Origin of the sequence: Rhizobium sp. CECT 9324, assembly GCF_918741265.1 — a bacterium.
Lineage (GTDB): Bacteria > Pseudomonadota > Alphaproteobacteria > Rhizobiales > Rhizobiaceae > Allorhizobium.
Map to the genome: position 1 here is coordinate 184,278 of NZ_CAKKMZ010000002.1, position 23,132 is coordinate 207,409.

The 23,132-nt window shown below is 58.6% G+C and carries 22 protein-coding genes; 6 read left to right on the forward strand and 16 right to left on the reverse strand.

The features are described 5' to 3' along the window. Window positions 1-95: 95 nt before the first annotated feature. Complete coding sequence (locus LQ231_RS20850) at window positions 96-701, reverse strand: hypothetical protein (protein WP_230173691.1); 606 nt, start codon at window positions 699-701, stop codon at window positions 96-98. A 34-nt stretch (window positions 702-735) separates the two neighbouring features. Continuing rightward, entirely contained in the window at window positions 736-1,053 is a 318-nt protein-coding gene (locus tag LQ231_RS20855; protein WP_113143605.1) for a PepSY domain-containing protein, read from the reverse strand. A gap of 408 nt (window positions 1,054-1,461) precedes the next feature. Here LQ231_RS20855 and LQ231_RS20860 point away from each other — a divergent pair, with 408 nt between their 5' ends. Next, window positions 1,462-3,555 (forward strand): catalase, encoded by a 2,094-nt coding sequence (locus tag LQ231_RS20860; RefSeq protein ID WP_230173693.1) that lies wholly within the window; start codon window positions 1,462-1,464, stop codon window positions 3,553-3,555. Between the two features lie 242 nt (window positions 3,556-3,797). On the opposite strand, the gene LQ231_RS20865 is transcribed toward LQ231_RS20860, so the two are convergent. From LQ231_RS20865 to LQ231_RS20900, 8 genes are all read right to left on the reverse strand, one after another. Further along, window positions 3,798-4,064, reverse strand: a complete 267-nt coding sequence (locus tag LQ231_RS20865; protein WP_230173695.1) for a hypothetical protein — start codon at window positions 4,062-4,064, stop codon at window positions 3,798-3,800. 165 nt (window positions 4,065-4,229) lie between these two features. Beyond that, a complete protein-coding gene (locus LQ231_RS20870) occupies window positions 4,230-6,410 on the reverse strand; it encodes a mechanosensitive ion channel family protein (RefSeq protein ID WP_230173697.1) in 2,181 nt (726 codons plus the stop codon). 436 nt (window positions 6,411-6,846) lie between these two features. After that, window positions 6,847-7,050 carry a cold-shock protein gene (locus LQ231_RS20875; protein ID WP_007606708.1) on the reverse strand — a complete coding sequence of 68 codons (204 nt, stop codon included), beginning with the start codon at window positions 7,048-7,050 and terminating at the stop codon, window positions 6,847-6,849. Window positions 7,051-7,228: 178 nt separating this feature from the next. Then, a complete protein-coding gene (hydA, locus tag LQ231_RS20880) occupies window positions 7,229-8,635 on the reverse strand; it encodes a dihydropyrimidinase (protein ID WP_230173698.1) in 1,407 nt (468 codons plus the stop codon). A 42-nt stretch (window positions 8,636-8,677) separates the two neighbouring features. Beyond that, a complete protein-coding gene (locus LQ231_RS20885) occupies window positions 8,678-9,943 on the reverse strand; it encodes a cysteine desulfurase-like protein (protein ID WP_230173699.1) in 1,266 nt (421 codons plus the stop codon). 30 nt (window positions 9,944-9,973) lie between these two features. After that, window positions 9,974-10,723: an amino acid ABC transporter ATP-binding protein gene (locus tag LQ231_RS20890; protein WP_230173700.1), complete on the reverse strand. Its 750-nt coding sequence runs from the start codon at window positions 10,721-10,723 to the stop codon at window positions 9,974-9,976. Next, window positions 10,723-11,394, reverse strand: a complete 672-nt coding sequence (locus LQ231_RS20895) for an amino acid ABC transporter permease (protein ID WP_113143600.1) — start codon at window positions 11,392-11,394, stop codon at window positions 10,723-10,725. The genes LQ231_RS20890 and LQ231_RS20895 overlap by 1 nt, the downstream gene beginning before the upstream one ends. A 63-nt stretch (window positions 11,395-11,457) precedes the next feature. After that, window positions 11,458-12,255: an ABC transporter substrate-binding protein gene (locus LQ231_RS20900; protein ID WP_230173701.1), complete on the reverse strand. Its 798-nt coding sequence runs from the start codon at window positions 12,253-12,255 to the stop codon at window positions 11,458-11,460. A 158-nt stretch (window positions 12,256-12,413) separates the two neighbouring features. On the opposite strand from LQ231_RS20900, the gene LQ231_RS20905 reads away from it, so the two are divergent. From LQ231_RS20905 to LQ231_RS20925, 5 genes are all read left to right on the forward strand, one after another. After that, window positions 12,414-13,112, forward strand: coding sequence for an FCD domain-containing protein (locus LQ231_RS20905; RefSeq protein WP_230173702.1), 699 nt, complete (start codon window positions 12,414-12,416; stop codon window positions 13,110-13,112). A 196-nt stretch (window positions 13,113-13,308) separates the two neighbouring features. Further along, window positions 13,309-13,953 (forward strand): lysophospholipid acyltransferase family protein, encoded by a 645-nt coding sequence (locus LQ231_RS20910; RefSeq protein WP_230173703.1) that lies wholly within the window; start codon window positions 13,309-13,311, stop codon window positions 13,951-13,953. Continuing rightward, window positions 13,950-14,897 carry a phosphatidate cytidylyltransferase gene (locus LQ231_RS20915; protein WP_230173704.1) on the forward strand — a complete coding sequence of 316 codons (948 nt, stop codon included), beginning with the start codon at window positions 13,950-13,952 and terminating at the stop codon, window positions 14,895-14,897. The genes LQ231_RS20910 and LQ231_RS20915 overlap by 4 nt, the downstream gene beginning before the upstream one ends. Then, complete coding sequence (locus tag LQ231_RS20920; protein WP_230173706.1) at window positions 14,885-15,277, forward strand: hypothetical protein; 393 nt, start codon at window positions 14,885-14,887, stop codon at window positions 15,275-15,277. The genes LQ231_RS20915 and LQ231_RS20920 overlap by 13 nt, the downstream gene beginning before the upstream one ends. Before the next feature lie 5 nt (window positions 15,278-15,282). Beyond that, window positions 15,283-15,933: a CDP-alcohol phosphatidyltransferase family protein gene (locus LQ231_RS20925; protein ID WP_230173708.1), complete on the forward strand. Its 651-nt coding sequence runs from the start codon at window positions 15,283-15,285 to the stop codon at window positions 15,931-15,933. Window positions 15,934-15,964: 31 nt separating this feature from the next. On the opposite strand, the gene LQ231_RS20930 is transcribed toward LQ231_RS20925, so the two are convergent. The 6 genes from LQ231_RS20930 to LQ231_RS20955 all read right to left on the reverse strand — a co-directional run bounded on the left by LQ231_RS20930 (window position 15,965) and on the right by LQ231_RS20955 (window position 23,091). Further along, a complete protein-coding gene (locus LQ231_RS20930; protein ID WP_113143593.1) occupies window positions 15,965-16,477 on the reverse strand; it encodes a hypothetical protein in 513 nt (170 codons plus the stop codon). Window positions 16,478-16,831: 354 nt separating this feature from the next. Continuing rightward, a complete protein-coding gene (locus LQ231_RS20935; protein WP_113143592.1) occupies window positions 16,832-18,661 on the reverse strand; it encodes an ABC transporter ATP-binding protein in 1,830 nt (609 codons plus the stop codon). 37 nt (window positions 18,662-18,698) lie between these two features. Beyond that, entirely contained in the window at window positions 18,699-19,457 is a 759-nt protein-coding gene (locus LQ231_RS20940) for a DUF1028 domain-containing protein (protein WP_230173710.1), read from the reverse strand. Between the two features lie 3 nt (window positions 19,458-19,460). After that, entirely contained in the window at window positions 19,461-21,245 is a 1,785-nt protein-coding gene (locus LQ231_RS20945; protein ID WP_230173711.1) for a gamma-glutamyltransferase family protein, read from the reverse strand. Window positions 21,246-21,271: 26 nt separating this feature from the next. Further along, entirely contained in the window at window positions 21,272-22,147 is an 876-nt protein-coding gene (locus LQ231_RS20950; RefSeq protein WP_230173712.1) for an ABC transporter permease, read from the reverse strand. Beyond that, the gene (locus LQ231_RS20955) at window positions 22,144-23,091 is read right to left on the reverse strand and encodes an ABC transporter permease (RefSeq protein ID WP_230173713.1); all 948 of its coding nucleotides are present in this window, start codon (window positions 23,089-23,091) and stop codon (window positions 22,144-22,146) included. The genes LQ231_RS20950 and LQ231_RS20955 overlap by 4 nt, the downstream gene beginning before the upstream one ends. Window positions 23,092-23,132 lie beyond the last annotated feature (41 nt).

A 23,132-nucleotide genomic window follows, 5' to 3' on the forward strand; every position in this document is an offset into this window, starting at 1 on the left:
CATCACCGATGGCCAAAACGCTCGGCAAGGTGGTTTCAACCGGCAAGGGCTGGAATAGAAAAAACCGGCTCGCCGTGATGGCGAGCCGGTTTCAGTCAGAGGCCCGTGCGCCGGTAGCGGTCGCGCTCCTGCTGCACCGCTGCCGAATCGTACGGCGCCAGCTTGTCATCGAACGTCGACCAGCCCTGCTCGGTATAGGCGCGGCGGCGTTCGACGGGATCAACCCAACTCGAGCGCTTCAGGATAGCGTTTGCCTCATCCACCTTCGTGTCGTCAACCTTGGCGGTCACCAGAGTGCCACCGCGGCGCACGCCCTCGGCATAGACGTGTGCGTGCTCTTCCGGAACGCCCGAATCCGTCAATGCGCCGATCAGGCCGCCAGCAGCGCCACCGGCGACTGCACCTGCAAGCGCGCCCGCAGCGGTTGCGGCAAGCCAGCCTGCGGCAACGACCGGGCCAACGCCCGGGATTGCCATTAGGCCAAGACCGGTGAGCAGGCCACCAGCGCCACCGACGACGGCGCCGATACCCGCGCCCGCGCCGGCTTTTTCGCCAACGTCAGAACGATCGTCAACTGTCTGCCCGGCGGCGTTGTTGGACACGATGCTGATGTCGTTCGAAGGGATGCCAGCAGCCTCCAGCGCCGTAACCGCGGCACGGCCATCCGCATAATCGTCAAAAAGTCCGGTAATGTTTTTCATCTTGGTGTTTCCTCGTTGTCTTTTTTAAACGCGATTACTCAGCAACAATGTTGCCCTGATAATCCATGCTGGCCTTGACGGGCTTGCCGTCCTTGCTGGCGGAGGCCTGCCATACACCTTGTTCTGAAAGCTTGAGATCGGTCACGTTCGAATAACCAGCCTCTTCAAGGCGCTCTTTGGCCTGTGCTTCGGTGAAGCTGTTTTGACCTGCGACCGGGGCTGTCGGATTGGTCTGATCAGGCGTGGCGATCGCTGGCGTCTCGCCGTCGGCGGACGGAGCAGTGCTGGTCTGAGCATGGGCGCCAAAGGCTGATGCGCCAAGAAGCGCAGCCACGAAAACAATCTTTTTCATGTTATTTCCTCATCTTACCGGCATGTGTTCACAGTTGCCGTGGCAGCAAAACTCCGCGGATACGAATAGGTTCCCCAACTTGAACCGTGAAAGCGCTGTACGACTTTCGGTGGAGCGGCGGATTTTTTCCGCCCTGTGCCGTTGCAAGTAAGCGTCCCAAACTTTGCTGCGCACCGCTTTAATCTCACGGAACCAACAGGGTCCGCCGGGGTTACGCATTGGCGTGGTCACACAGATCAATTGGCATCGCTGCACGATTTGCCCTCGGAATTGAGCGCTCCGTTTGGGGATCATTCCAGGCGCAGGCGGGTGCAAATAGGAAAAACGATACGGCTGGATATTTCAAAAAATCCGTAGCCGGACCGAGCGACAATAAAGACGCTCGCCAAACAGGGAGGCAAGGCGACAATGGTGGACAAAAATATCGACACGGATATTGGCAATGGTGGAGAAACTCACCAGCACATTCCAAGCAAAGGTGCTCACGATTCCGAAGGGCACCTGACGACCAATCAGGGGATCCGTGTTTCCGACAATCAAAACAGCCTGAAATCGGGTAGTCGAGGACCAACATTGTTGGAAGACTTCGTCCTGCGGGAGAAGATCTTCCACTTCGATCACGAGCGAATTCCCGAGCGTATCGTGCATGCGCGGGGTTCGGGTGCACATGGCTTCTTTGAGATCTACGAATCCCTTTCAGAATTGACCAAGGCCGATCTTTTCCAGCGACCGGGCGAAAAGACCCCAGTCTTCGTTCGGTTTTCGACAGTTGCCGGTGGTGCCGGCTCGGTGGATACGCCTCGCGACGTGCGTGGTTTTGCGGTCAAGTTTTACACCAAGGAGGGCAATTGGGACTTGGTCGGAAACAACATCCCGGTTTTCTTCATCCAGGATGCAATGAAGTTTCCCGACCTTGTGCATGCCGTTAAGATGGAGGCTGACCGTGCCTATCCGCAGGCGGGCAGCGCCCACGACACATTTTGGGATTGGGCATCTCTCATGCCGGAAACAACCCATATGCTGACATGGGCTATGTCCGATCGCGCCATTCCGCGCTCGTTTCGAATGATGGAAGGCTTTGGTGTCCACACATTCCGCTTAATCAATGCGTCAGGTAAATCGAGCTTCGTCAAATTTCACTGGAAGCCGAAATTGGGCCTGCAGTCCGTTGTCTGGGACGAAGCGCTGAAACTGCAAGCAGCTGACAATGATTACCACCGTCGCGATCTCTACGAGTCGATTGCTGCTGGAAATTTTCCGGAGTGGGAGCTGGGGCTGCAGATCTTCGATGAAGATTTCGCCAATAGTCTGCCCTTTGATGTGCTTGATGCCACCAAGCTCATTCCTGAAGAGATGGTGCCAGTCCGCATCGTGGGACGCCTTGTGCTGGATCGCAACCCGGATAACTTTTTCGCCGAAACCGAGCAGGTGGCATATTGCCCTGCCAACATCGTGCCCGGTGTCGATTTTTCCAACGATCCTCTGCTTCAGGGCCGCCTGTTCAGCTATCTTGATACCCAGAAGTCGCGGCTGGGTACGGCGAATTTCCACCAGTTGCCGATCAATGCCGCCAAATGCCCCGTGATGAATTTTCAGCGGGATGGGCAGATGCAGATGAACGTGCCGAAAGGCCGCGCCAACTATGAACCCAACAGCCTCTCGGCGCATGGCGAAGACGGTGGGCCGCGTGAATGTCCTGTCACCGGTTTCCGCACACTCGAACGCAGCACCGGAATTGATGAGGAAGGTAACAAGTTGCGGATCCGCCCGGAGCTCTTCGCCGACCATTATAGCCAGGCTCGGTTGTTTTGGCTGTCTCAAACGCCGTCCGAGCAGGCCCATATCGCTTCATCTTTTGTCTTCGAGCTTTCCAAAGTGGCTTTGGAGCAAGTCGCACCCCGTATGGTGGCAAATCTCTTGAATGTTGATCCGGAACTGGCAAGACGCGTTGCCGACGGTCTGGGCATCACTGTGCCGAAGAAAAATCCCGCCGCACGCGCGCCCTTTGACATGGATCCATCGTCGGCGCTTTCGATTCACAAGAACATGAAAAACACGATAGAGGGACGCAAGATTGGCATTCTGATCGCTGATGGCAGTGATGCAAAGGCTTTGAAAAACCTTGTTGCGAACATTGAAAAAGCTGGAGCCACAGCCTTTGTTGTCGCGCCGAAAGTCGCCAAAATCGTATTGTCCGACGGCAAGGCGATCAAGGCTGACGGCCAGCTGGCGGGATCTCCGTCGCAGATCTTCGATGCTGTGGCGATCGTGCTTTCGGCGGACGGATGCACGCGTCTGCTGAAAGAGGCCGCCGCGGTCCAGTTTGTCATGGATGCATTCGGTCACCTCAAGGCGATCGGCGCCAATGGCGATGCAAAGCCACTCCTGAATAAGGCGGGGGTTGAAGACGGCGAAGGGATTGTCGGTCTCGATGACGACTTCATCGCCGCTGCCGGCATGCGCTACTGGGATCGCGAACCTGACATTCGCACCTTGGCGTAAAGGCCAGTGAAAGCGGCAACATCGCAAACCGGTTCCCTATGGAACTGGTTTGCGCAGAAAGGCCACAAGCATGCTCTCTGCACAAGTGTCGCGGAGGGTAAAACCTTCAAGTCTTTCCCTTGCAACGTGCATTCGTTCATAGGTTGCAAGGCTTCTCTGTCATCAGTTCTGGCGTCCGGTCGTTAAGCCAGCCAATGACACTCGCCCTGGACTGGCGATCATGTTCCGCCGGATCGGCAAGGCTACCGATCTCGAAACAAATCGAATTCGATGGAACGTCTGCGGATGAGCTTCACCGAACGATCGGGCAGTATGACGTAGGTTTCTTCGGCTCTTCGACCATATTGGTCGATCAAGCGATGGGTGAACGTACTGCCGACCGGAGCCTTGGTCAGTCGGGTCTGCGGCTGGCCGCGATAGGTTATGCTGCCGGGGATGGGTTCTACCGCGGTAGCGGTGCAAGCCGACAAGACAATAGCAACAAGCGTGATTGGCGCGAACTTCTTCATGATCATTGTTCCAACGATTTGAAGCTGATGCTTCGATTCCAGAGCATTCATCAGACAGGGACATACGTGCATAATCGCAGTGACGTCACTGGTAAAAGCCGGACGGTCTACATTGTTCCGGACCCCACATCGTTCGCAATATGCCAGTCTCGCTGAACAGCTCGCCTATTTTGCTGCTGCGTTGAGAGCGGCCTCCCGTTGATGGGCCTGCAGTTGAACCTGGGCTGCCGCCGCTGCGGAATTCTTGTCATCCCCCCCGATCTGCACCGTCGGTTGCGCAAACTCAATGCCATTCTGCTTGAAGGCTTCGCGCAGCATGGCATAGGCGCGTCTGCGGATCGCCGACTGTAGTTGCGTGGGCTTCAGTGTCATGCCGAAACTGAGCTTTATGCCGTAGTCGGTAAACTCTTCGACGCCTTTCATCTTGAGGTTTTCGATGATGAACGGCTGGAACTCCTCATCATCACGCAGGGTTTTGCCAACTGTCTTTGTGATTGATTTGACTTTGGCAATATCGGCCTCGTAGGACACCGTCAGCATGAATTTCACCACCGACCAGTCGCGGCTCATGTTCTGAACTGCGCCAAGTTCGCTGAACGGCACGATATAGATCGGGCCGCGATGATGGCGCAGCTTGATTGAGCGCAGACTGAAGGATTCGACCGTGCCCTTATAGCTGCCGCTCTGGATATATTCGCCGACGCGAAATGCATCGTCGAGCAGGTAGAACATGCCGCTGATCACGTCCTTGACCACGGTTTGCGCGCCAAAACCGATGGCCACGCCAACGACGCCAGCACCGGCGATCAGGGGCCCGATTTCGACGCCCAGAGACGAAAGACCCATCATCACGGCAATTGCAACCAGAAGAATCATCAAAATGTTCTTGAAGATCGGCAGAAGCGTACGAATGCGGGCGCGGCGCCGCTCCTGTTCGCTGCCGATTTCGAATGTCGCTTGCGTCTGTCCGAGCTTGCGATCAATCAACACCTTTGCGACATTCCAGATCAGATCGACGGCGAGGAAAATGATCCCTGCGCTGAGGAGACCGCGGACGAGACGCAGGGTCGGTGAATCCTGCATTGTCATTTCGGTGAGCTCGATTTCCAGCACATCTGCAAGGAAAATAAGAGTGCCGATAATGAGGGCAGCGCGAATGCCGCGCTCCACGATGACGGAGAGCAGTGTCATACCGGAGCCGTCATCCCCATGAGCGGCAGGCGTGCCCAGGAGATTGTTGACGGAAGCCTTGGCCAGAACGATCGCGCCGGGCAGTGCCGCAACAACCACGGCAATCCAGAACAACTTCATGGCACCTGCGACCCACAACAGCCAGATCGCAATAAAGTAAAGCGTCCAGAGAGTGTTCTTGGCGCGCCAGTTGATGCGGGGCTTGTGCTCCGCCAAAGACGTTGGATGCGGTCGCCGCCACACGGCTTCGATGGCGATCGCCAGCAGTACCAGGCCAAGCGCGTAAGCGACGAGCTGTCGAGCAGGAATGGAAAAACCCATAGTGCCCAGCAATCTTATGGTGACCCAGCCGAAGGCGTACCATCCAATCAGATAGACGGCGCGCTTTGACCAGTGCGCGGCCGCTGCATCGCTGACGGGAATGACGCGGTGCAAATGGGATGTTGCGTCGGTCAAACCCGGCGGCGCCAGAAGTACAGTGACGATGGCGCTGGCCAGCCGGAACACGACAATGGCGAGCAGATAACCGACAACGATCTCCCGGATCAGCGGCGGCCATTCGAATAGAAGGAAAAATCCGATACTTCCAATGGCGAAGGACGCAAGATAACAGGCTGCCCACAGCAGTCTGGTACCGACGGCAAGCGTCCGCTCGTGGACGGTCGTGAACGGAGCCTGCGCCATCCAATGCCGCCACCGGGAGGTCAGAGCGCGGAAGATCCATTGTAGGAGGAACCCTGCTGCCAGGAACGCACTGACTAGAAAGATTGGCCGTATACCGCGACTTTCCTCGATCTCCTGGTCCAGGAAATCTGCTGCCTGCATCGTTTGCGACGGAAACGATCGGCTCGCTTCAAACAGGCCTGCCATATGCGATCGGAACCGCATGGTGAAATCAGCAAAGGAAATATCGGGTTCGGAGTGCGGCGCAACAGGCCGTTCGGCAGTCGGCGCGGCGTCTGCTTGCTGCAGAAGCCATTTCTGCACGTCCGGGTCGGCAATAAGCTCAACGAAACGCTGGACGTTTTCCGGCGGCGATGAGCTGGGTTGAGCTGTTTGCGCAGCCGCTGGGAGTGATGAGAAGCAGAGAAACACAATCAGAAGCGCGGCCTGAAGCCTCGGTGTTATAGATACATGCATCCATGACGTGTCCATCACAAAGTCTCCCCGCCCGAGCTTGGACCGTTCTTGTGATCATCTTTGCAATCAGCGCCGGTTCTCGTCAATCCGCAATTGAGGAGACTGTGATGCTGATGGATGCGGCCCGCAGAATGAAGCTTATGTCTCACCTCATGCAACCCGATCGCTGGTCACATTAAAGAACAGAGAAAAGCGCGACGGGCGCGGGGGAGAACCTAGGGGAGGTGAAAATGTGGACCAGCCGCAGAAAATTCCGCATTTAGCGGATGCTCACGTTCAGACGTGTCAACAGGTGATCGTTGCCTGTCTACTGATTACGGCCTCATACTGGATGGGCTCGCAGACATACGGCTATACTGCAGCGCCTAACACCGGTACCAGCCGGTGACGCTCGTCTTTACAGAGCCAGCCTGCCTAAATCAAGGCAGGCTGGATCCTTGCGCTGATGCGATCAGAGAACGCTGACGCTTTCGGCCTTCGACTTGCCTGTCTTGCGATCCTGGCCAACTTCGAAGCTAACCTTGTCGCCGTCACGCAGCGAGCCGCCCTGCTGCAAGGCAGAAACGTGAACGAAAACGTCTGGACCGCCATTGTCAGGCGTGATGAAGCCAAAGCCCTTGTCTTCAGCGAAAAATTTAACCGTACCGGTCGCCATGATAGTTCCTCTTTAATTGTGCAGCCGTTTGACTCGCGCGCAGAACCTATCGTTCTGGTGCGTGCTTATCAACGGTCTAATGCACTTCTAGTGCAATCGAGTCGAAACGTCGACACTTGTAATCGCATGATTTGTCATTTTTCGCCTTCTATCCAGCCTGCTCGTTTGCATTTGGCTTTCATCCGACCATAGATGAGCGTCCGCGGGCGAGATACGCTCCCTGCCTATCGGCCCGCGGCGTCAATGCGCTGTCGCTGACGATGGTTTTCCCGCGCAGGAGCAGGCGCACCGGCCAGCCGCGGATCTCAAGGCCCTCATACGGTGTATAATCAGCACCATGCTGCAGCATCTGATTGGTCAGTGTGACGCGTCTTTCCGGGTCCCAGAGCGCGATATCGGCGTCTGCGCCGATCGATATGGTCCCCTTCCTCGGATAGAGACCATAGAGTTTGGCGTGATTGGTCGATGTCAGGGCGACGAACTGGTTTATGTCAATGCGCCCCTTCATGACGCCTTCGGAAAACAGGATAGGCAGGCGTGTGGCGACCCCCGGGATGCCGTTCGGTATCCAGCGGAAATGCCGCTTGCCCTTTTCATTCATCTTTCCTTCCGGGTCGTCGAAGCGGAAGGGACAGTGATCCGACGAGAAGAGGTCGAACACGCCCTGTTCAAGCCCTTCCCAGCAGGCGTCCTGGCTTGCCTTGTCACGCGGCGGCGGCGAGCAGACATATTTGGCCCCTTCGAGTGCTTCCTGATCGAGATCGTCCGCCGTCAGCATCAGGTATTGCGGGCAGGTCTCACCAGCGATCTTCTGCCCACGCCGACGGGCACGGCGGATTTCCTCCATCGCCTCGCGGTTGGAGACATGCACGATGACAACAGGCACATCGACAATTTCCGCCAGCGACAGAGCCCTGTGCGTTGCCTCTCGTTCGGCTGCGATGGGTCGGGTCGTCGCGTGAAACTTGGCTGCGAGCTTGCCTTCTTCCTCGTGTCGCCCGATCAGGTAGCGGATCGCATCTTCGTTCTCGCAATGGACCATGACCAGCGCGCCGGTGCGCCTCGCAGCGTCGAGGGTCGCGAGGATTTCGTCGTCGCGCAGGCGCAGACCCTCATAAGTCATGAAAATCTTCAGCGATGTGTAGCCATCCTCGACCAGGGCTGGCAGTTCCTGGCCGAGCACGTCAGCTGTCGGATCGGTAATGACAAGATGGAAGGACACGTCGACATGACATTGGCCATCTGCCTTGGCGTGATAGACTTTGAGTGCCTCCCGCAGCGACTGGCCTTTTTCCTGCATGCAAAAGGCAAGCACGGTGCTGTTGCCGCCGATTGCGGCAGACCGCGTGCCGCTGTCGAAATCGTCGGCCATCACGATGCCATCGCCGGAGGGCTGGTCGAGATGCACATGGCTATCGATACCGCCGGGCAGGACGAACAGGCCCCGCGCGTCGATGATCTCGTCCGCGTCATCGAGTTCCGCGGCAAGAGCTGCGATGCGCCCATCCTTGATGCCGACGTCACTGACAAAAGTGTCGCTCGCGGTTACCACCGTTCCGTGCCTGATCACCGTATCGAAACGCATATGTCGGTTTTCCTCGTTGTGATCTATCGCGTGCCGGTCGGCTTAGCTCACCTGCGCCAAGCCCTCTGGTGTCGAGAGGATCCGGTCAAGCGCTGTCGTAAAGCGATCGACTTCCTCCAGCGTGTTGTAATGCACCATCGACACCCGCAACATGCCGCCATGGTCGGTCAGTCCGAGATATTCGGCAAGTCGGCGGGAATGGAAATCGCCGAAACGCATGGCGATCTTTTCGCTGTCCATCGCCTTGCACAGGTCTGCTGCGTTGCGTCCATCGAAACGAAAGGCAATTGTCGGCACACGCTGAGCATCGCGATTGAATGAATGACCAACAATCTGGCAATCATTTCGCGAGCGCAGGTAGCTGAGCAACCGCTCGGTCAGCTGGTTTTCCTGCTCGGTGATTGCGCGATAGGCGGCTTCGATCTTTTGACGCACGCTGCCGGTCTCGCCAGCCTGTTCGCCCAGCGCCACCAGATAGTCGACAATTCCGCAGGTGGAGAAGGCAAGCTCGTAGTTTGGATTGCCCGGTTCAAGTTTGGCGGGCACTTTGTCTCGGCCGTAGAAGTAGTGATAGAGCGGGTCGAGTTCGAGCAGCAGATCATGCTTTCCGTACATCAGTGCATAATGGGGCCCATAGGTCTTGTAGAGACTGAACACGTAATAGTCGACGTCGAAGGCCTGCACATCGACCGCACGGTGTGGGGCAAAGGCGACGGCATCGACGCAGATCTTTGCTCCCTTGGCATGGACAAAATCTGAGATCGCGCGGATCGGATTGATTGAACCAAGGAGGTTCGAACAATGGGTGACGCAGACGAGCCTGGTGCGCTCGCTCATCAGGGGGGCGAGATCGGCAAGGTCAAGCGTCAGGCTGTCCTTGTTGAGGGGCCATGTTTTCACGATGACGCCGCGCTCCTGCAACCGGTCCCAGGGACCGATATTGGATTCATGATCGGCGATGGTGACGATGATTTCGTCGCCGGGGGAAAGCTGGCTGTGCATGGCGCGCGCAAGGTTCTGCAGCAGGGCTGTGGTCGAATTGCCAAAGATGATCTCTTCCGGGCGACTGGCATTGATCAGATGCATTGCCGCCGTGCGAGCCTCGTAAAGCGCGGCCGCTGCCGCCTGCGACACCTCATAGGAGCCGCCGATCTGGACGTTCTTCTCGATCAGGAACGTGTTGATGCGTTCGACAGCGCCTTTGAGGATCTGCGAGCCGCCGGCATTGTCGAAAAATGTCCATCCGCGGTCGAGCCCTGGAAATTGGCTGCGCACGTATTCAAGATTAAGCGGCGAAGTGGTGGCCATCCTTGTTGTCCTCCAGATTTATTATTGTGTTCAGTGATTGAGGACGGCGCGCAGGAAACCGCGCGTCCGTTCTTCTTTCGGATCATCGAAAATGGCTTCTGGCGTGCCGGCCTCCACCAGACGGCCGCTGTCCATGAAGATCACCCGGTCGGCCACCTGGCGGGCAAAACCCATTTCATGGGTGACGACGATCATGGTGACCCCGGTACCGGCGAGTTTGCGCATCACGTCCAACACTTCGCCAACCATTTCCGGGTCGAGCGAAGAGGTCGGCTCGTCGAAGAGCAAAACGCGCGGTTCCATGGCGAGTGCCCGCGCGATGGCCACACGCTGCTGCTGACCACCGGAAAGTTGGCCGGGGTATTTCTCCGCCTGTTCGCCAATGCCGACCCGTGCAAGCAGCTCGCGGGCCTTTCGTTCGGCATCTCCTGCCGACGTCTTGCGCACCCGCATCGGCGCCAGCATGACGTTCTTCAAGACAGTCATATGGGGGAAGAGGTTGAACGACTGAAACACCATGCCGACCTCGGCGCGCACCTTGGCCAGGGCTGGTCCGGGCTCGACGCGGATGCCGTCGACGGTGATGCGGCTGTCTTCGCCGAATGCTTCCAGGTGATTGATGCAGCGGATCAGCGTTGATTTTCCGGATCCGGAGGGGCCGATGACACAGACCACTTCGCCTTCTGCGATGTCGAGATCGATCCCATGCAGTACAGTGAAGGTGCCGTAGGCCTTGGTCAGGCCCCTGATCGAAATGAGGGGCGTTGCGGGTTTTTCCATCAGCGTTTGCCCCGGCTGTAATGCTTCTCAAGCCGTGCGACGATCGCCACCATCGGCCAGAGAAGTGCGATATAGATGAGTGCCGCTCCGATCAGTGGCGTCGGATTGGCAGACAGCGCCTGTGCCTGCGTCGCCTGCTTCAAGAGATCCGGCATGGCGACGACAGAGGCGAGAGCGGTATCCTTCATGACATTGATGCAGTTGTTGGTCAGCGGCGGGATGACGATGCGAATTGCCTGCGGCAGGATGACGTCGATCATCGTGTCCTTGTTCGACAGTCCAAGTGCTGCCGATGCCTCGAATTGGCCATGCGGAATGGCCTCGATGCCGGCGCGGAAGATTTCCGCAGTGTAGGCTGCCGAAACGAGAGAAAGCGCTGTCACTGCCGAAAAGAAGGGCGATAACCGGATCCCGATAAAGGGTAGCGCGTAGTAAACGATGATCAAAAGCACAAGCAGCGGGATCGAGCGGAATATGTCGATATAGACGCGAATCAACAGCTTGACGAAAGACGGTGCATAAAGGCGGGCGACCGCCAGAAACAAGCCGCCGGCCAATCCGCACAGAATGCTCGTCACGCCGATCTGCAGCGTGACGATCAACCCCCAGAGGAGCTGCGGCAGGCTGTCGATCATCACCTGCAGATTGAAGAAAGTATTGATTAGTGTCATGCCGCAGCGGCTCCCTTGGCCGACCGGAGGAGCGTAACTGCCCCGCCGGTCTCAGTGTCAGCCTTACTTGGCCTTAGGCATGTCGAGAACAGTGACGGTCGAAGTCGTATCCTCGGCCTTAGCGCCAAACCAGGTTTCGTGCAGCTTGGCGATAAAGCCTTCCTGCTTGAGCGTGGTGATCACGGCATTGACCTCGGTTGCAAGCGGATCGTTCTTGTTGAACATGATCGAGTATTTCTCGCCGGTCGGGATGCGCTCGACCACCTTCAGTTCCGGCTTGTCCTTGACATAGTAGAGAAGGGCTGGAATGTCGGAGATGTAGCCATCGACGCGGCCGGCGACGAGGTCGAGCATGGCCGGCTGCAGGCCCTCGAAACGGCGAATGTCGCCGAGCTTGTATTCACCTTTATTGGCGTCGGCCCACATATCACCGGTCGAGCCCGTGTCAACACCGACAACCTTGTCACCCATGTCCTTGAGGCCAGTAATGCCGGACGCGGCCGTGACCGTCAGGGACTGATCGCTGTCGTAGTAGGGCTGGGCAAAGGTCACGGATTCAAGGCGCTTGTCTGTAATGGTGATCGACGAAACGGCCATGTTGATGCGACCCGATTGGACGGCCGGAAACAGACCGTTGAACGGCGTGTTGACGAATTCCACCGATTTGCCCAGACGTTTGGCGATTTCGGTGACCAGGTCGACTTCGAAGCCGGTGACCTTTCCACTGGCATCTTCAAATTCCCACGGAACGTTCCCGATATTGGCGCCGACGGTCAGATCGGCTGCATGCGCACCAGAAGACGCGAATGCGGCGATGAGGCCGGAAAGAAGCGTGATCTTAAATTTTGAACTGCGTGTCATGAGGGTTCCCCTTGTTATTTGAACATAACTCAATCTACATTGGTCTAACTGGTCAGACCAGTTAGACCAAACAAGCATGTCGCTTTCGGCTTTGCAAGATGGCGCGCAAAAAAATAGATTAGCCACGCCGCAAGGCTCAGGTTTCGAGAAGGGATCGCATGTTCAACAAGACGCTTGTTCCACAATCGGTTGCGCGAGAGATCCAGACGATGATTCATGCCGGCACCCTGAAGCCCGGCGAGAAGATTCCTTCGCAGCGGGAGTTTTCGCTGAAATTCGGCATCAGCCGTGCATCACTGCGCGAAGCGCTTCTCACTCTGGAGACACTTGGCCTGCTGAAAACTGAAGCCGGGAGGGGCACTTTTGTGACAGTCCCTTCTGACGGCGCAGGCAGCCCCGGCGGACACATGGCGCCCTGGCGCTATTCCGATAGCTACTCGGTCTTTGATGTCTTCCAGACCCGCATCCTGATGGAAGGCGAGATCGCGCGGTTGTCTGCAGGTCGCTTGACCGAGTTGCAGTTGGAAAAGATGGAAAGGGCAACGCGGACCATGGAGGAATGCTGGGCGACGCAAGACCTGCTCGCCAATGTCGAGGCCGATCTCGTCTTTCATGCCACGATCGTATCGGCATGCTCCAACGCCATGTTGAAAGCCCTCTATCAGACAGTGCGCGACCAGGTGACGGAAACGCAGCGCCAGCCTATCCCGATCACGGATCCGGAGCGCATGCGTGACTCCATTGCTGAGCATCGCAAGATTATAGCAGCCCTCAGGGCCAATGACGGTACGACTGCTCGCATTGAGATGGAAAATCACATCCGCAACACGGCAAGATGTGCGGGACTTTCACCCTAGTGGACCGGATTGTTGTTCGCCAAGGCGACGTGCGCGCGTGAGGACGGAGGTCTGGCGACCACCTACGTCACGATATTGAGATTGACTTCAAGTGATCCCTCTCCCGTTCACTCGAGATGCGGCAACTGACCTTTCTTCTGCCCGTACAGATGATAGAACTCGATTGACGCAATCGCTGCGTTAGGTCGGGGGATAAATGAAGCCTTTGTTGACAACCGTCGCAGCGACGGTGATCGTGCTGTTTGCCCGCGCGGTAACCGCAGTTCGCGCCATATGGCCCGAGCAAGGGCTGCCGGCCCGGCCATGCATATATTTTGCCAATCACTCAAGCCACGGCGACTTCGTGCTTATCTGGGCTGTTTTGCCACCAAGACGGCGGCAGCAGACCCGTCCGGTTGCGGGCGCCGAGTACTGGCTGAAATCAAGGCTCACGCGCTTCATTGGCCGCGACGTGTTCAACGCGGTTCTCATCGCGAGAGAGCGCGACCAGCGCACACAGAATCCCATCGAGCAGATGGCCGAAGCAATCGACGCCGGTTCGTCCCTCATTCTTTTCCCCGAGGGCACGCGTAACCAGACAGATGCGCCGGTTCTGCCTTTCAAAAGCGGAATTTTCCATCTGATCGCTGCCCGTCCCGAGACCGAGATCGTACCGGTCTGGATCAACAATTTGAACCGGGTGATGCCGAAGGGTGAGTTTGTGCCGATCCCATTGATATGCACCGTCACCTTCGGCGATCCTTTGCGTATTACGCCTGACGAAGACAAGGACGCGTTTCTCGAACGACTGAAGATTGCCCTTCTGGTTCTGTCTCCTAGACGGACAGGGGGTGGTGAATGAGTGCCGCGAATTCAGATCTCCTGGTGCTGGTGACCGGCATCTTCGGTGTGCTGATCTTTGCATCAGCCATCGGCTACGTCCTGCAACAGCGCTATTCGCCAGCCGGTTCGAACGCATCGATCGAAAACCTCAACGCGCGCATCAAGGCCTGGTGGGTGATGGTCGTCTTGATCGGCCTTGCCTTCGTCGCGGGCCGGATCGGCGTACTCGTGCTCTTCGGCTTCTGCTCTTTCGCCGCATTGCGCGAATTCGTGACGCTTATCAACACGCGCAGGGCGGATCACTGGTCGCTTGCCGCAGCCTTCTTCCTTGTCGTTCCGATTCAGTACTATCTGCTATGGGCCGAAGAATACGGTATCTTCTCGATCTTCATTCCGGTCTACGCCTTCCTCCTGATGCCGATCGTTTCCGTGCTTCGGGCCGACACCGAACGCTTCTTGATCCGCATCGCGGAAGTGCAATGGGCATTGATGATCTGTGTTTTTTGCGCCTCACACGTGCCGGCCTTGCTGACCCTGCATATTCCTGGCTACGAGGGCCGGAATGTTCTTTTGATCGCCTTCCTGGTGATCGTGGTCCAACTCAGCGACGTCCTGCAATATGTCTGGGGCAAGATGTTCGGCCGCACCAAGGTCGCGCCCAATCTGTCGCCTTCAAAAACCGTCGAAGGCTTTGTCGGGGGCGTGATCAGCGCCACGTTGATCGGGGCTGCCCTGTGGTGGATCACGCCCTTCACGCCCTTCCAGGCCGGTGTTCTCGCCTTCATTATCACGCTGATGGGCTTCTTCGGTGGACTGGTCATGTCGGCTATCAAGCGCGACCGCGGCGTAAAGGACTGGGGCAATTTGATCGAGGGTCATGGGGGCCTGATCGACCGACTCGATTCTGTCGTCTTCTCGGCGCCTATTTTTTTCCATATCGTCCGCTACTGGTGGTCGCTGTGACAGCGGCGCCACTGCGACGGTTTGTCCGCAATGGATGGGTACATCTCCTCTTCGCCTTCATTGCAATGGGAGGCTGGGCAGTCTTCGTCAATCGCGGCCATGACATGCCACGACCTGTATATGCGGGCCTGGTACAGGGCACCATGTCGGTCGGACTGACACTTTTCCTGAAATCGGTGGTCGAGGGGCTTTCGCGCCGCATCGCTTACCCGATGCGGCTTTGGGTCCCGCCCGTCATCGCCTGCCTGGGATCAGCCAGCCTCCTCGTTGCGATCCACGTCGCAAGTGGCACACCGGAAATATGGAAGACCATCGCCGTTCCGCTTCTGGTGTCGACCAGTTACGCCGCGTTATATAATTACTCGATCTCAGCAAGGTAAGGACCATGACCGATACAGGGGATCGACGACCGTTGGACAGTCGCAACACCCGCTGGGCCGCCGCGATTGCCCGTTGGCTGGCTGCACGGAGCATCACGCCCAATCAGATATCCATGGCGAGTATGGCGGCGGCAGCGATTGCCGGTGGGGCTTTCTATTTCGCAGGTGCTGCCGTTGGCTGGCCACGTGTCAGCTTTCTGTTGCTCGCGGCTCTTTTTTGCCAGGTCCGGCTGCTTTGCAATCTCTTCGACGGCATGGTTGCCATTGAAGGCGGAAAGGGAGAGCCGGACGGTCCCTTCTGGAACGAGTTTCCGGACCGCGTCGCCGATCTCATGATCTTTGTCGGCCTCGGTTATGGCCTCGGCTTGCCGGCCCTTGGCTGGGCTGCCGGTGCCTTTGCTGTGCTAACGGCTTATATCCGCGAACTTGGCCGCGGGAATGGCTATCCGAGCGACTTCGGCGGTCCGATGGCCAAGCAACATCGCATGGCAACGATAACGGCTGCGACACTGGCAACAGTTTTGGAGCCGCTTTGGGGAGGATACAATCAAATGCTGACGATCGGCCTGTCCGCTGTCGCGATTGGTGCCGCATTCACAGCACTGCGCCGTGCAAACACGCTGGTCATGCTACTTAGGAGCAATGGATCCAATTGATCTGTGCGTACCGTCTGTTGGCGTTGCGAAATTAGCTCCGACGGAGTTCAATTCGGCTTGTTACAATCGTCTCGCCCGTTGTCGGATCGGTATCGCTGGTGATCAGACTCATTCCGGATTTGCCGCGCTTTTGTATCGTCAATTTTGCCTTGCGATCGCCATTGACGTTTTTTGCCCAGAGGATGTTCAGGTCGATCGCATCGCCCGCACGCTGTCCGCCGAGGCCAGCGGTCCCCGTGCCGGCACCGACATAAGATCCCGTATAGGTGGCGCCCTCAGATTTGAGGTCTGCGCTGATGGCGCGAGAGAAAACAGCCAAGCTAGTGCAACGGCCGTCGAGTGCCAGTGAACTGCCCATCGCATTGGACTCAAAGTCGCAGGTAACGTTGATCGACGGCGCATTGGCCCGCACTTTGACCATGCCTTCGCCGCTCCAGCTTCCTGCCAGCGTCTTCAGAAAAACGGCTTCATCGGCATATGCAGTGTTTGCCATAGTCATGGCAACGATTGCCACTGCCGCGACATTCGCAACAACCTGTTTCATGGTCAGACTTCCTGAGCGCGGAACATCTCGAAAGGATGTTCGGTTCGTGGTGAAGGATACAGCACTAACAGTCCGCTTCGGATTATGTTCCAAACTTGAAAGGGCAGAGATTGAGATTGTTCGACCTCCTCTGTTGGGTGGTGTTTTGGATTTTCTGCCGTGAAGTCGCGAGTATTGGCAAAAGGCCGCCATATTGACAGCTGATACACCGTCAAATGCCAGGATGACTTGCTGGTGCCTCGCACTCAGGCTTGAGGTCTGCCGACAATCGCATCTTTTGTCCGTCTTGATCTGTAACGCTGCACCAACGCTGAGCGCCTGTATTACGCGCGGCAACTGCGCAAATAGGCCATATCAGATCTGGACTAAATGACCTGGTGAGACTTCGCGGTATCGTCGTTGCGGTGGCACATAGCCACTCGGCCGTACAGGGCTTTTCAGTTCCTCGATGGCAGCATTGCGCTTGATTCCACGACGGGCCGGGTCCGGCACGGGCACGGCGGCGATAAGCTTTTTCGTATAGTCATGCTGCGGATTGTCGAAGATCGCGGCACGTGGGCCGATTTCGACGATTTCGCCAAGATACATGACTGCAACGCGGTGGCTTATCCGCTCGACCACCGCCATGTCATGGCTGATGAAAAGGAAGGCGAGATTGAACTCTTCCTGCAAGTCCATCAGGAGATTACAGACCTGCGCCTTGATCGAGACGTCGAGCGCAGAGACGCTTTCATCAGCGACAATCACCTTGGGATTGAGCGACAGTGCGCGGGCGATGGCGATGCGCTGGCGCTGGCCGCCGGAAAATTCATGCGGATAACGGTCCATCATCTGTGGGTCGAGGCCGACCTTGCGCAAGAGATCGGCGACCTTGTCCTGGGCTTCCTGCCGCGAGCCGAGCCGGTGTTTCAGATAGGGTTCGGCGATGGCCGCACCGACCGTCATGCGCGGATTGAGGCTTGAGAACGGGTCTTGAAAAATCATCTGTACGCTGCGGCGCATGGCGCGCAGGCTCGGCTGGTCCAGCGTCCGCACATTATAGCCGTCAAGATGCACCTCGCCGCTGTCAGGTTCGATCAGGCGGATGATCGAGCGCCCGGTGGTGGATTTGCCGCAGCCGCTCTCGCCGACGATCGACAGCGTCTCGCCTTGGAAAAGCTCGAACGAGACATCCTCTACGGCATGCACGGCCCCAGTCTGACGGCTGAACAGGCCGCTGCGGATCGGGAAGCGTGTGATCAGGTTCTTGACTGAGAGAACCGGCGTCTTGCGTGTGTCGACAGTATTTGCCACTTCGGTGGGCTCGCTCGCGACGCCGGAGCCGATATCGACAATCGGGAAACGCAGCGGCCAGGCCTGGCCGTGCATCGAGCCGAGCTTCGGCACCGCGGCCAGAAGCGCGCGGGTATAAGGATGCTGGCCACAATGGAAGACGTCAGCCGTCGGTCCCTGTTCGACCACATCACCGCGCAGCATGACGATGGTGCGGTCGGCGATCTCGGCCACCACGCCCATGTCATGGGTGATGAAGAGAACGGACATGCCTTCTTCTTCCTGCAGCACCTTAATCAGGTCGAGGATCTGGCCCTGGATCGTCACGTCGAGCGCCGTGGTCGGCTCGTCGGCGATCAGCAGTTTCGGCCGCGAGGCGAGCGCCATGGCGATCATCACGCGCTGCCGCATGCCGCCGGAAAACTGGTGCGGATATTCGTCGAAACGATCGCCGGCATTGGGAATGCGAACCTTTTCCAACAGCCGGATCGTCTCGCCGCGCGCCTCCGCCTTCGACAGGCCCTTGTGCCGGGTCAGCACTTCGGAGATCTGCCGGCCGATGGTGAAGATCGGGTTGAGGCTGGTCATCGGCTCCTGGAAGATCATCGCGGCCTCGTTGCCGCGGACCTTCTGCATGTCCTTTTCCGACAGCGCCAGGATATCCCGGCCGTTCAGCCACACCCGGCCCTCTACGCGGCTCTGGTCGCGGGCCAGAAGCCGCATGATCGACAAAGAGGTGACACTCTTGCCCGACCCGGATTCGCCGACGATCGCCACTGTCTCCCCCGGCTTCACATCGAAGGAAATATTGCGCACCACGGTCCGCCACTGGCCATCGACCAGGAAGGAGGTCGTCAGTCCCTGGACGGAGAGGACGGCGGGTGTCTCGGTTTGAGCGGCAGCTGTGGTCATGGGGCTCATGGCTTTGCGGGTCCGATCCTGGGGGTGATCATGCGGGCTTCAGCGGCGTGGCGAAGGAGGGCGAGGGGCGACCTTCGGCGATTCTGGCGGCCTCGAGGGCGGTGATCTTCTCGTCGATCAGCCGGCGGTCGGTCAGGCCATGCGGATTGTCACGGGTCGGCATGGTCTCCGCGACATGAAGGAAACGTTCCTGCGCCACGGCGTAGAGCCTTCGCAATTCCCCAAGCGGATCGGTATGGTCGTCGGCACGGATATCGAGCCAGGCATAGTCCTGGTCTCGGTAGATCTTCAGTGCTGCCGATTGCCGGCCGCGCTTGTCGCCACCGGCCGCCTCGCCGGTACCCATGGCAGCCAGCAAGCGCTCGGCCAGAGGCGCGCCTGATGTCTCCTTGTAGACCCGCAGGGACTCGGCAATGACCTCGGGTCCCGCCAGCATGTTGCCGGCGACCGAGACATTGTCGTCGACCAGATGCCCGGCCCAGTCGATGCATTTTGCGCCGGTAAAGGCGGCGTTGCGGCCCTCCGCGTCTATCAGGTGCATCTGCCGCTGCTGAGCGCCGTCGTCGCGACCGGTCAGGATCGCGATGATATCGTCGGGAGAATGGCCCTCGGACAAAAGCGCTATGCCGTCGGTTCCGTAAAGTGGGCTGACGAAGGCCTGCGTGGCAATCGCGCCGATCCGGCCGCGCATATGGGGCACGGCGGCGCCGACCGCGAAGAAGCGGCTGGCGACGGCAATGCCGAAATGGCCGGTGTCGGGATCGCGCGCGACAATGGACCAGGTCATCGATTATCTCCCGATCGCATAGGCTTGCATCAGCCGCGGCGTGGCTGCGGCCCGCAGCAGACCGTCGGCATCGCGGCGTGCGGCGGTCAGACGACCGACGCTCCAGGGATCGGCCTCGGTGATGTCGTGGCCCATGGCTCTCAGCGCCTTGATCGTATCTGCGCCGATGCTGCTTTCGATCATCACATTGCCCGGCTGGCTGGTGCGCGGATAGAAGGAGCCTGGGAAATGTGCGGTGTGAAATAGCGGCATGTCGATCGCCGCCTGCAGGTTCTGCTTGTGGTGTACATAGCGCAGGAAGAAGGACAGCTGCCACTGGTCCTGCTGGTCACCGCCGGGCGTGCCGAAGGCGAGCGTCGGGCGGCCTTCGTAAAGGGCGATCGACGGCGTCAGCGTGGTGCGCGGCCGCTTGCCCGGCGCCAGCGAGGTCGGCAGGCCGGACTTCAGCCAGAACATCTGGGCGCGGGAATTGAGGCAGAAGCCGAGGCCCGGCACGATCGGCGAGGATTGCAGCCAGCCGCCGGACGGCGTGACGGAGACCATGTTGCCCTCGCGGTCGATGACGTCGATATGCACCGTGTCGCCGCGTTTTTCGGTCAGATGCGACATGGTTGGTTCGTAGACGGCGCCGGTGCCGGACATGGATTCCAGCATTTCCAACGTCAGATCGTGCTGGGTTTCGAAACCCGGTAGCTTGCCGGGACGAAGCAACATTGAGGCCTGCGGCGTGATCAGCTTGCGGCGCTGGTCATTGTAGGCATCGGACAACAACTGCTCCATCGGCACGGCAGCAAAGGCCGGGTCGCCGTAATAGACCTCGCGGTCGGCATAGGCGAGCTTCATCGTCTCGACGACGGTGTGCACGAAATCGGCACCGAGCGGGTCCATCGCCGCGACATCCACGCCCTTCAGAAGCGCCAGCGATTGCAGCAGGACAGGACCCTGGCCCCATGGTCCTGTCTTGGCAACCGTCCAACCGTGATAGTCATAGGTCTGCGGTGCTTCAATCGTGGCAGACCATCCGGCCATATCGGCTGCAGTCAGAACGCCCTTGTGGCGGCTGCCGCTGGCATCCATCACTTCGGCGGTCTTCAGATAATCCTCGATCGCCTCGGCAACGAAGCCCCGGTAGAAGGCATCGCGGGCCGCTTCGATCTGGTTTTCGCGTCCGGTGGCGCTTTCCGCTTCCCTGACGATGCGGGTATAAGTGGCGGCAAGGACCGGATTGCAAAACAGCGCATGCGGCTCGGGCGCCACGCCGCCCGGCAGCCAGGTCTCATAGGATGTCGGCCATTCCTTCTCGAAGAAGTCTGCCAGCCCCTTGATGGTAGCGGAGACGCGCGGCAGCATCGGATGGCCGTGTTTGGCATAGTGGATCGCCGGCTCCAGCACATCGCGCACGGTCATCGTGCCATAGTCCCGCAGCATCAGCATCCAGCCGTCGAAGGCGCCGGGAATGACGGTGGCCAGCAAGCCATCGCCAGGGATGATCGACAGGCCTTCGTCAGTGTAGTGGTCGATCGTCGCGCCAGCTGGGGCAGGTCCCTGCGCACAGATTACCTCGACCTTGCCAGTCTTGGCCGAATAGATCAGCGCCGGCATGTCGCCGCCGGGGCCGACGAGATGAGGCTCGAGGATCTGCAGAACGAAGCCGGTCGCGACCGCTGCATCGAAAGCATTGCCGCCCTTTTCCAGGATGCTCATGCCGACGGCGGAGGCGATCCAGTGGGTCGAGGTCACGACACCGAACGTGCCGAGGATCTCCGGGCGGGTGGTAAACTCAGTCATCGACTATTCCTTCACGATGTCGTCTTTTAGGATTCCCGGGGGTCGAGCGCATCGCGCAGACCATCGCCGAGCAGATTGAAACCGATCACGACCAGGAAGATCGCCGCCCCCGGCCACATGGCCATCCAGGGGGCCTGATCGAGGAAATTCTTCGCGACATTGAGCATCGAGCCCCAGCTTGGAGCGGGAGGCTGCTGGCCAAGCCCGAGGAAGGAGAGGCTCGCCTCGGCGATAATGGCGGTCGCCACCGTCAGCGTCGCCTGGACGATAATGGGTGCGGTGATATTCGGCAGGATGTAACGGAGCATGATGTCGAGATGGCCAAGGCCGATCGAGCGGGCGCCTTCAACATAGTCTTCCGTCTTGACGGCCAGCACCTGGCCGCGCGTCAGTCGCACGAAAACCGGCATTGCCGACAGGCCGATGGCGATCATTGCATTGGTAAGGCTAGGGCCGAGGAAGGCTGCAAGCGCAATCGCCATGATCAGGAAGGGCAGGGCGAGAAACGCCTCGGTGATGCGCGAGATGACCTGATCAACCCAACCGCCAAAATAACCGGCGATCAGGCCGAAGGGCACGCCGATGACGATCGAGATCGCGACCGAAAAGATGCCGGCCATTAACGAGGCCTGCGCCCCCCAGATCATCCTTGACAGGATATCGCGGCCGATATCGTCGGTGCCCATCCAGTGCGCGGCTGATGGTGCCTTGCGAATGGCGGTCCAGCTCGTGGCGAGCGGATCGGCGATCGGCAGCAGTGGTGCCGACAACGCCAGGATCGCGAAGAAGAGAATTATGCAAAGTCCGACAAGGGCGCTGCGATTGGCTTTCAGCTTGCGCCAGGCACGGTTGCCGCTTTTGGCCGGAACGCTGACAGTCACAGTCGGATCAAGCGTCGTCATAGGCTGGCCCTCATGCGCGGATTGAGGATGACATAGAGCACGTCGGCCACGAGGTTCATCAGGATGAAGCCGACGGCTGTGCATAGAACGACACCCTGAACCACCGCATAATCGCGATTGAACACGGCATCGACGATCAGCTTGCCAAAACCCGGAATGGTGAAGATCTGCTCAGTCAGTACCGCGCCGGCGAGAAGCTCACCGAACAGAAGGGCGCTGAGCGTCACGATCGGCAGGAGCGCATTGCGGAAGGTGTGGCTGAGAATGACGACGCGTTCCGACAATCCCTTGGCGCGCGCCGTGCGGATGTAGTCGGACTTCATCACGCTCAACATGGCCGACCGGGTGTGACGCATCAAGGTCGCGGCGAGTGCTGTGCCCAGCACGAAGGCCGGCATGATCATGGTTTCGATCGAACGCACCGGATCGACAAAGATCGACTCGTAGCCGGAGGCCGGCAGCCAGCCGAGTTTGACCGAGACCAGCAGGATCAGCATTATGCCCAGCCAGAAATTCGGGATGGAGAGGCCGGACAGCGCGACTATGTTGGCGATGTAGTCGATGACGGTGTTCTTCTTGACGGCAGCCAGGATGCCCATGGGAACGCCGATGACAAAGGCAAAGATCATCGACATGATCGCCAGCTGGATCGTGACGGGCAGTTTCTCGCCGATCAGTTCCAGCACCGGCTGGTTGGTGCGCAGCGAGATGCCAAAATCACCCTGCAGCACGTTGGCAATCCAGTAGCCGTATTGATAGATGACGGGATCGTTCAGGCGATATTTCTCCCGCAAAAATTCGATGACCTGCGGGTCACGCTCTTCGCCGGCCATGGCGAGGATCGGATCGCCCGGCAGCAGCTTCTGCAGCGAGAAGACGAAGATCGACACGATCAAAAGCGTCGGTATGGCGACCAACAGCCGTTTTCCGATGTAGATATGCATGAACATCCGGTCCTGATTTTGGGAGATTCCTGCGGAGCATC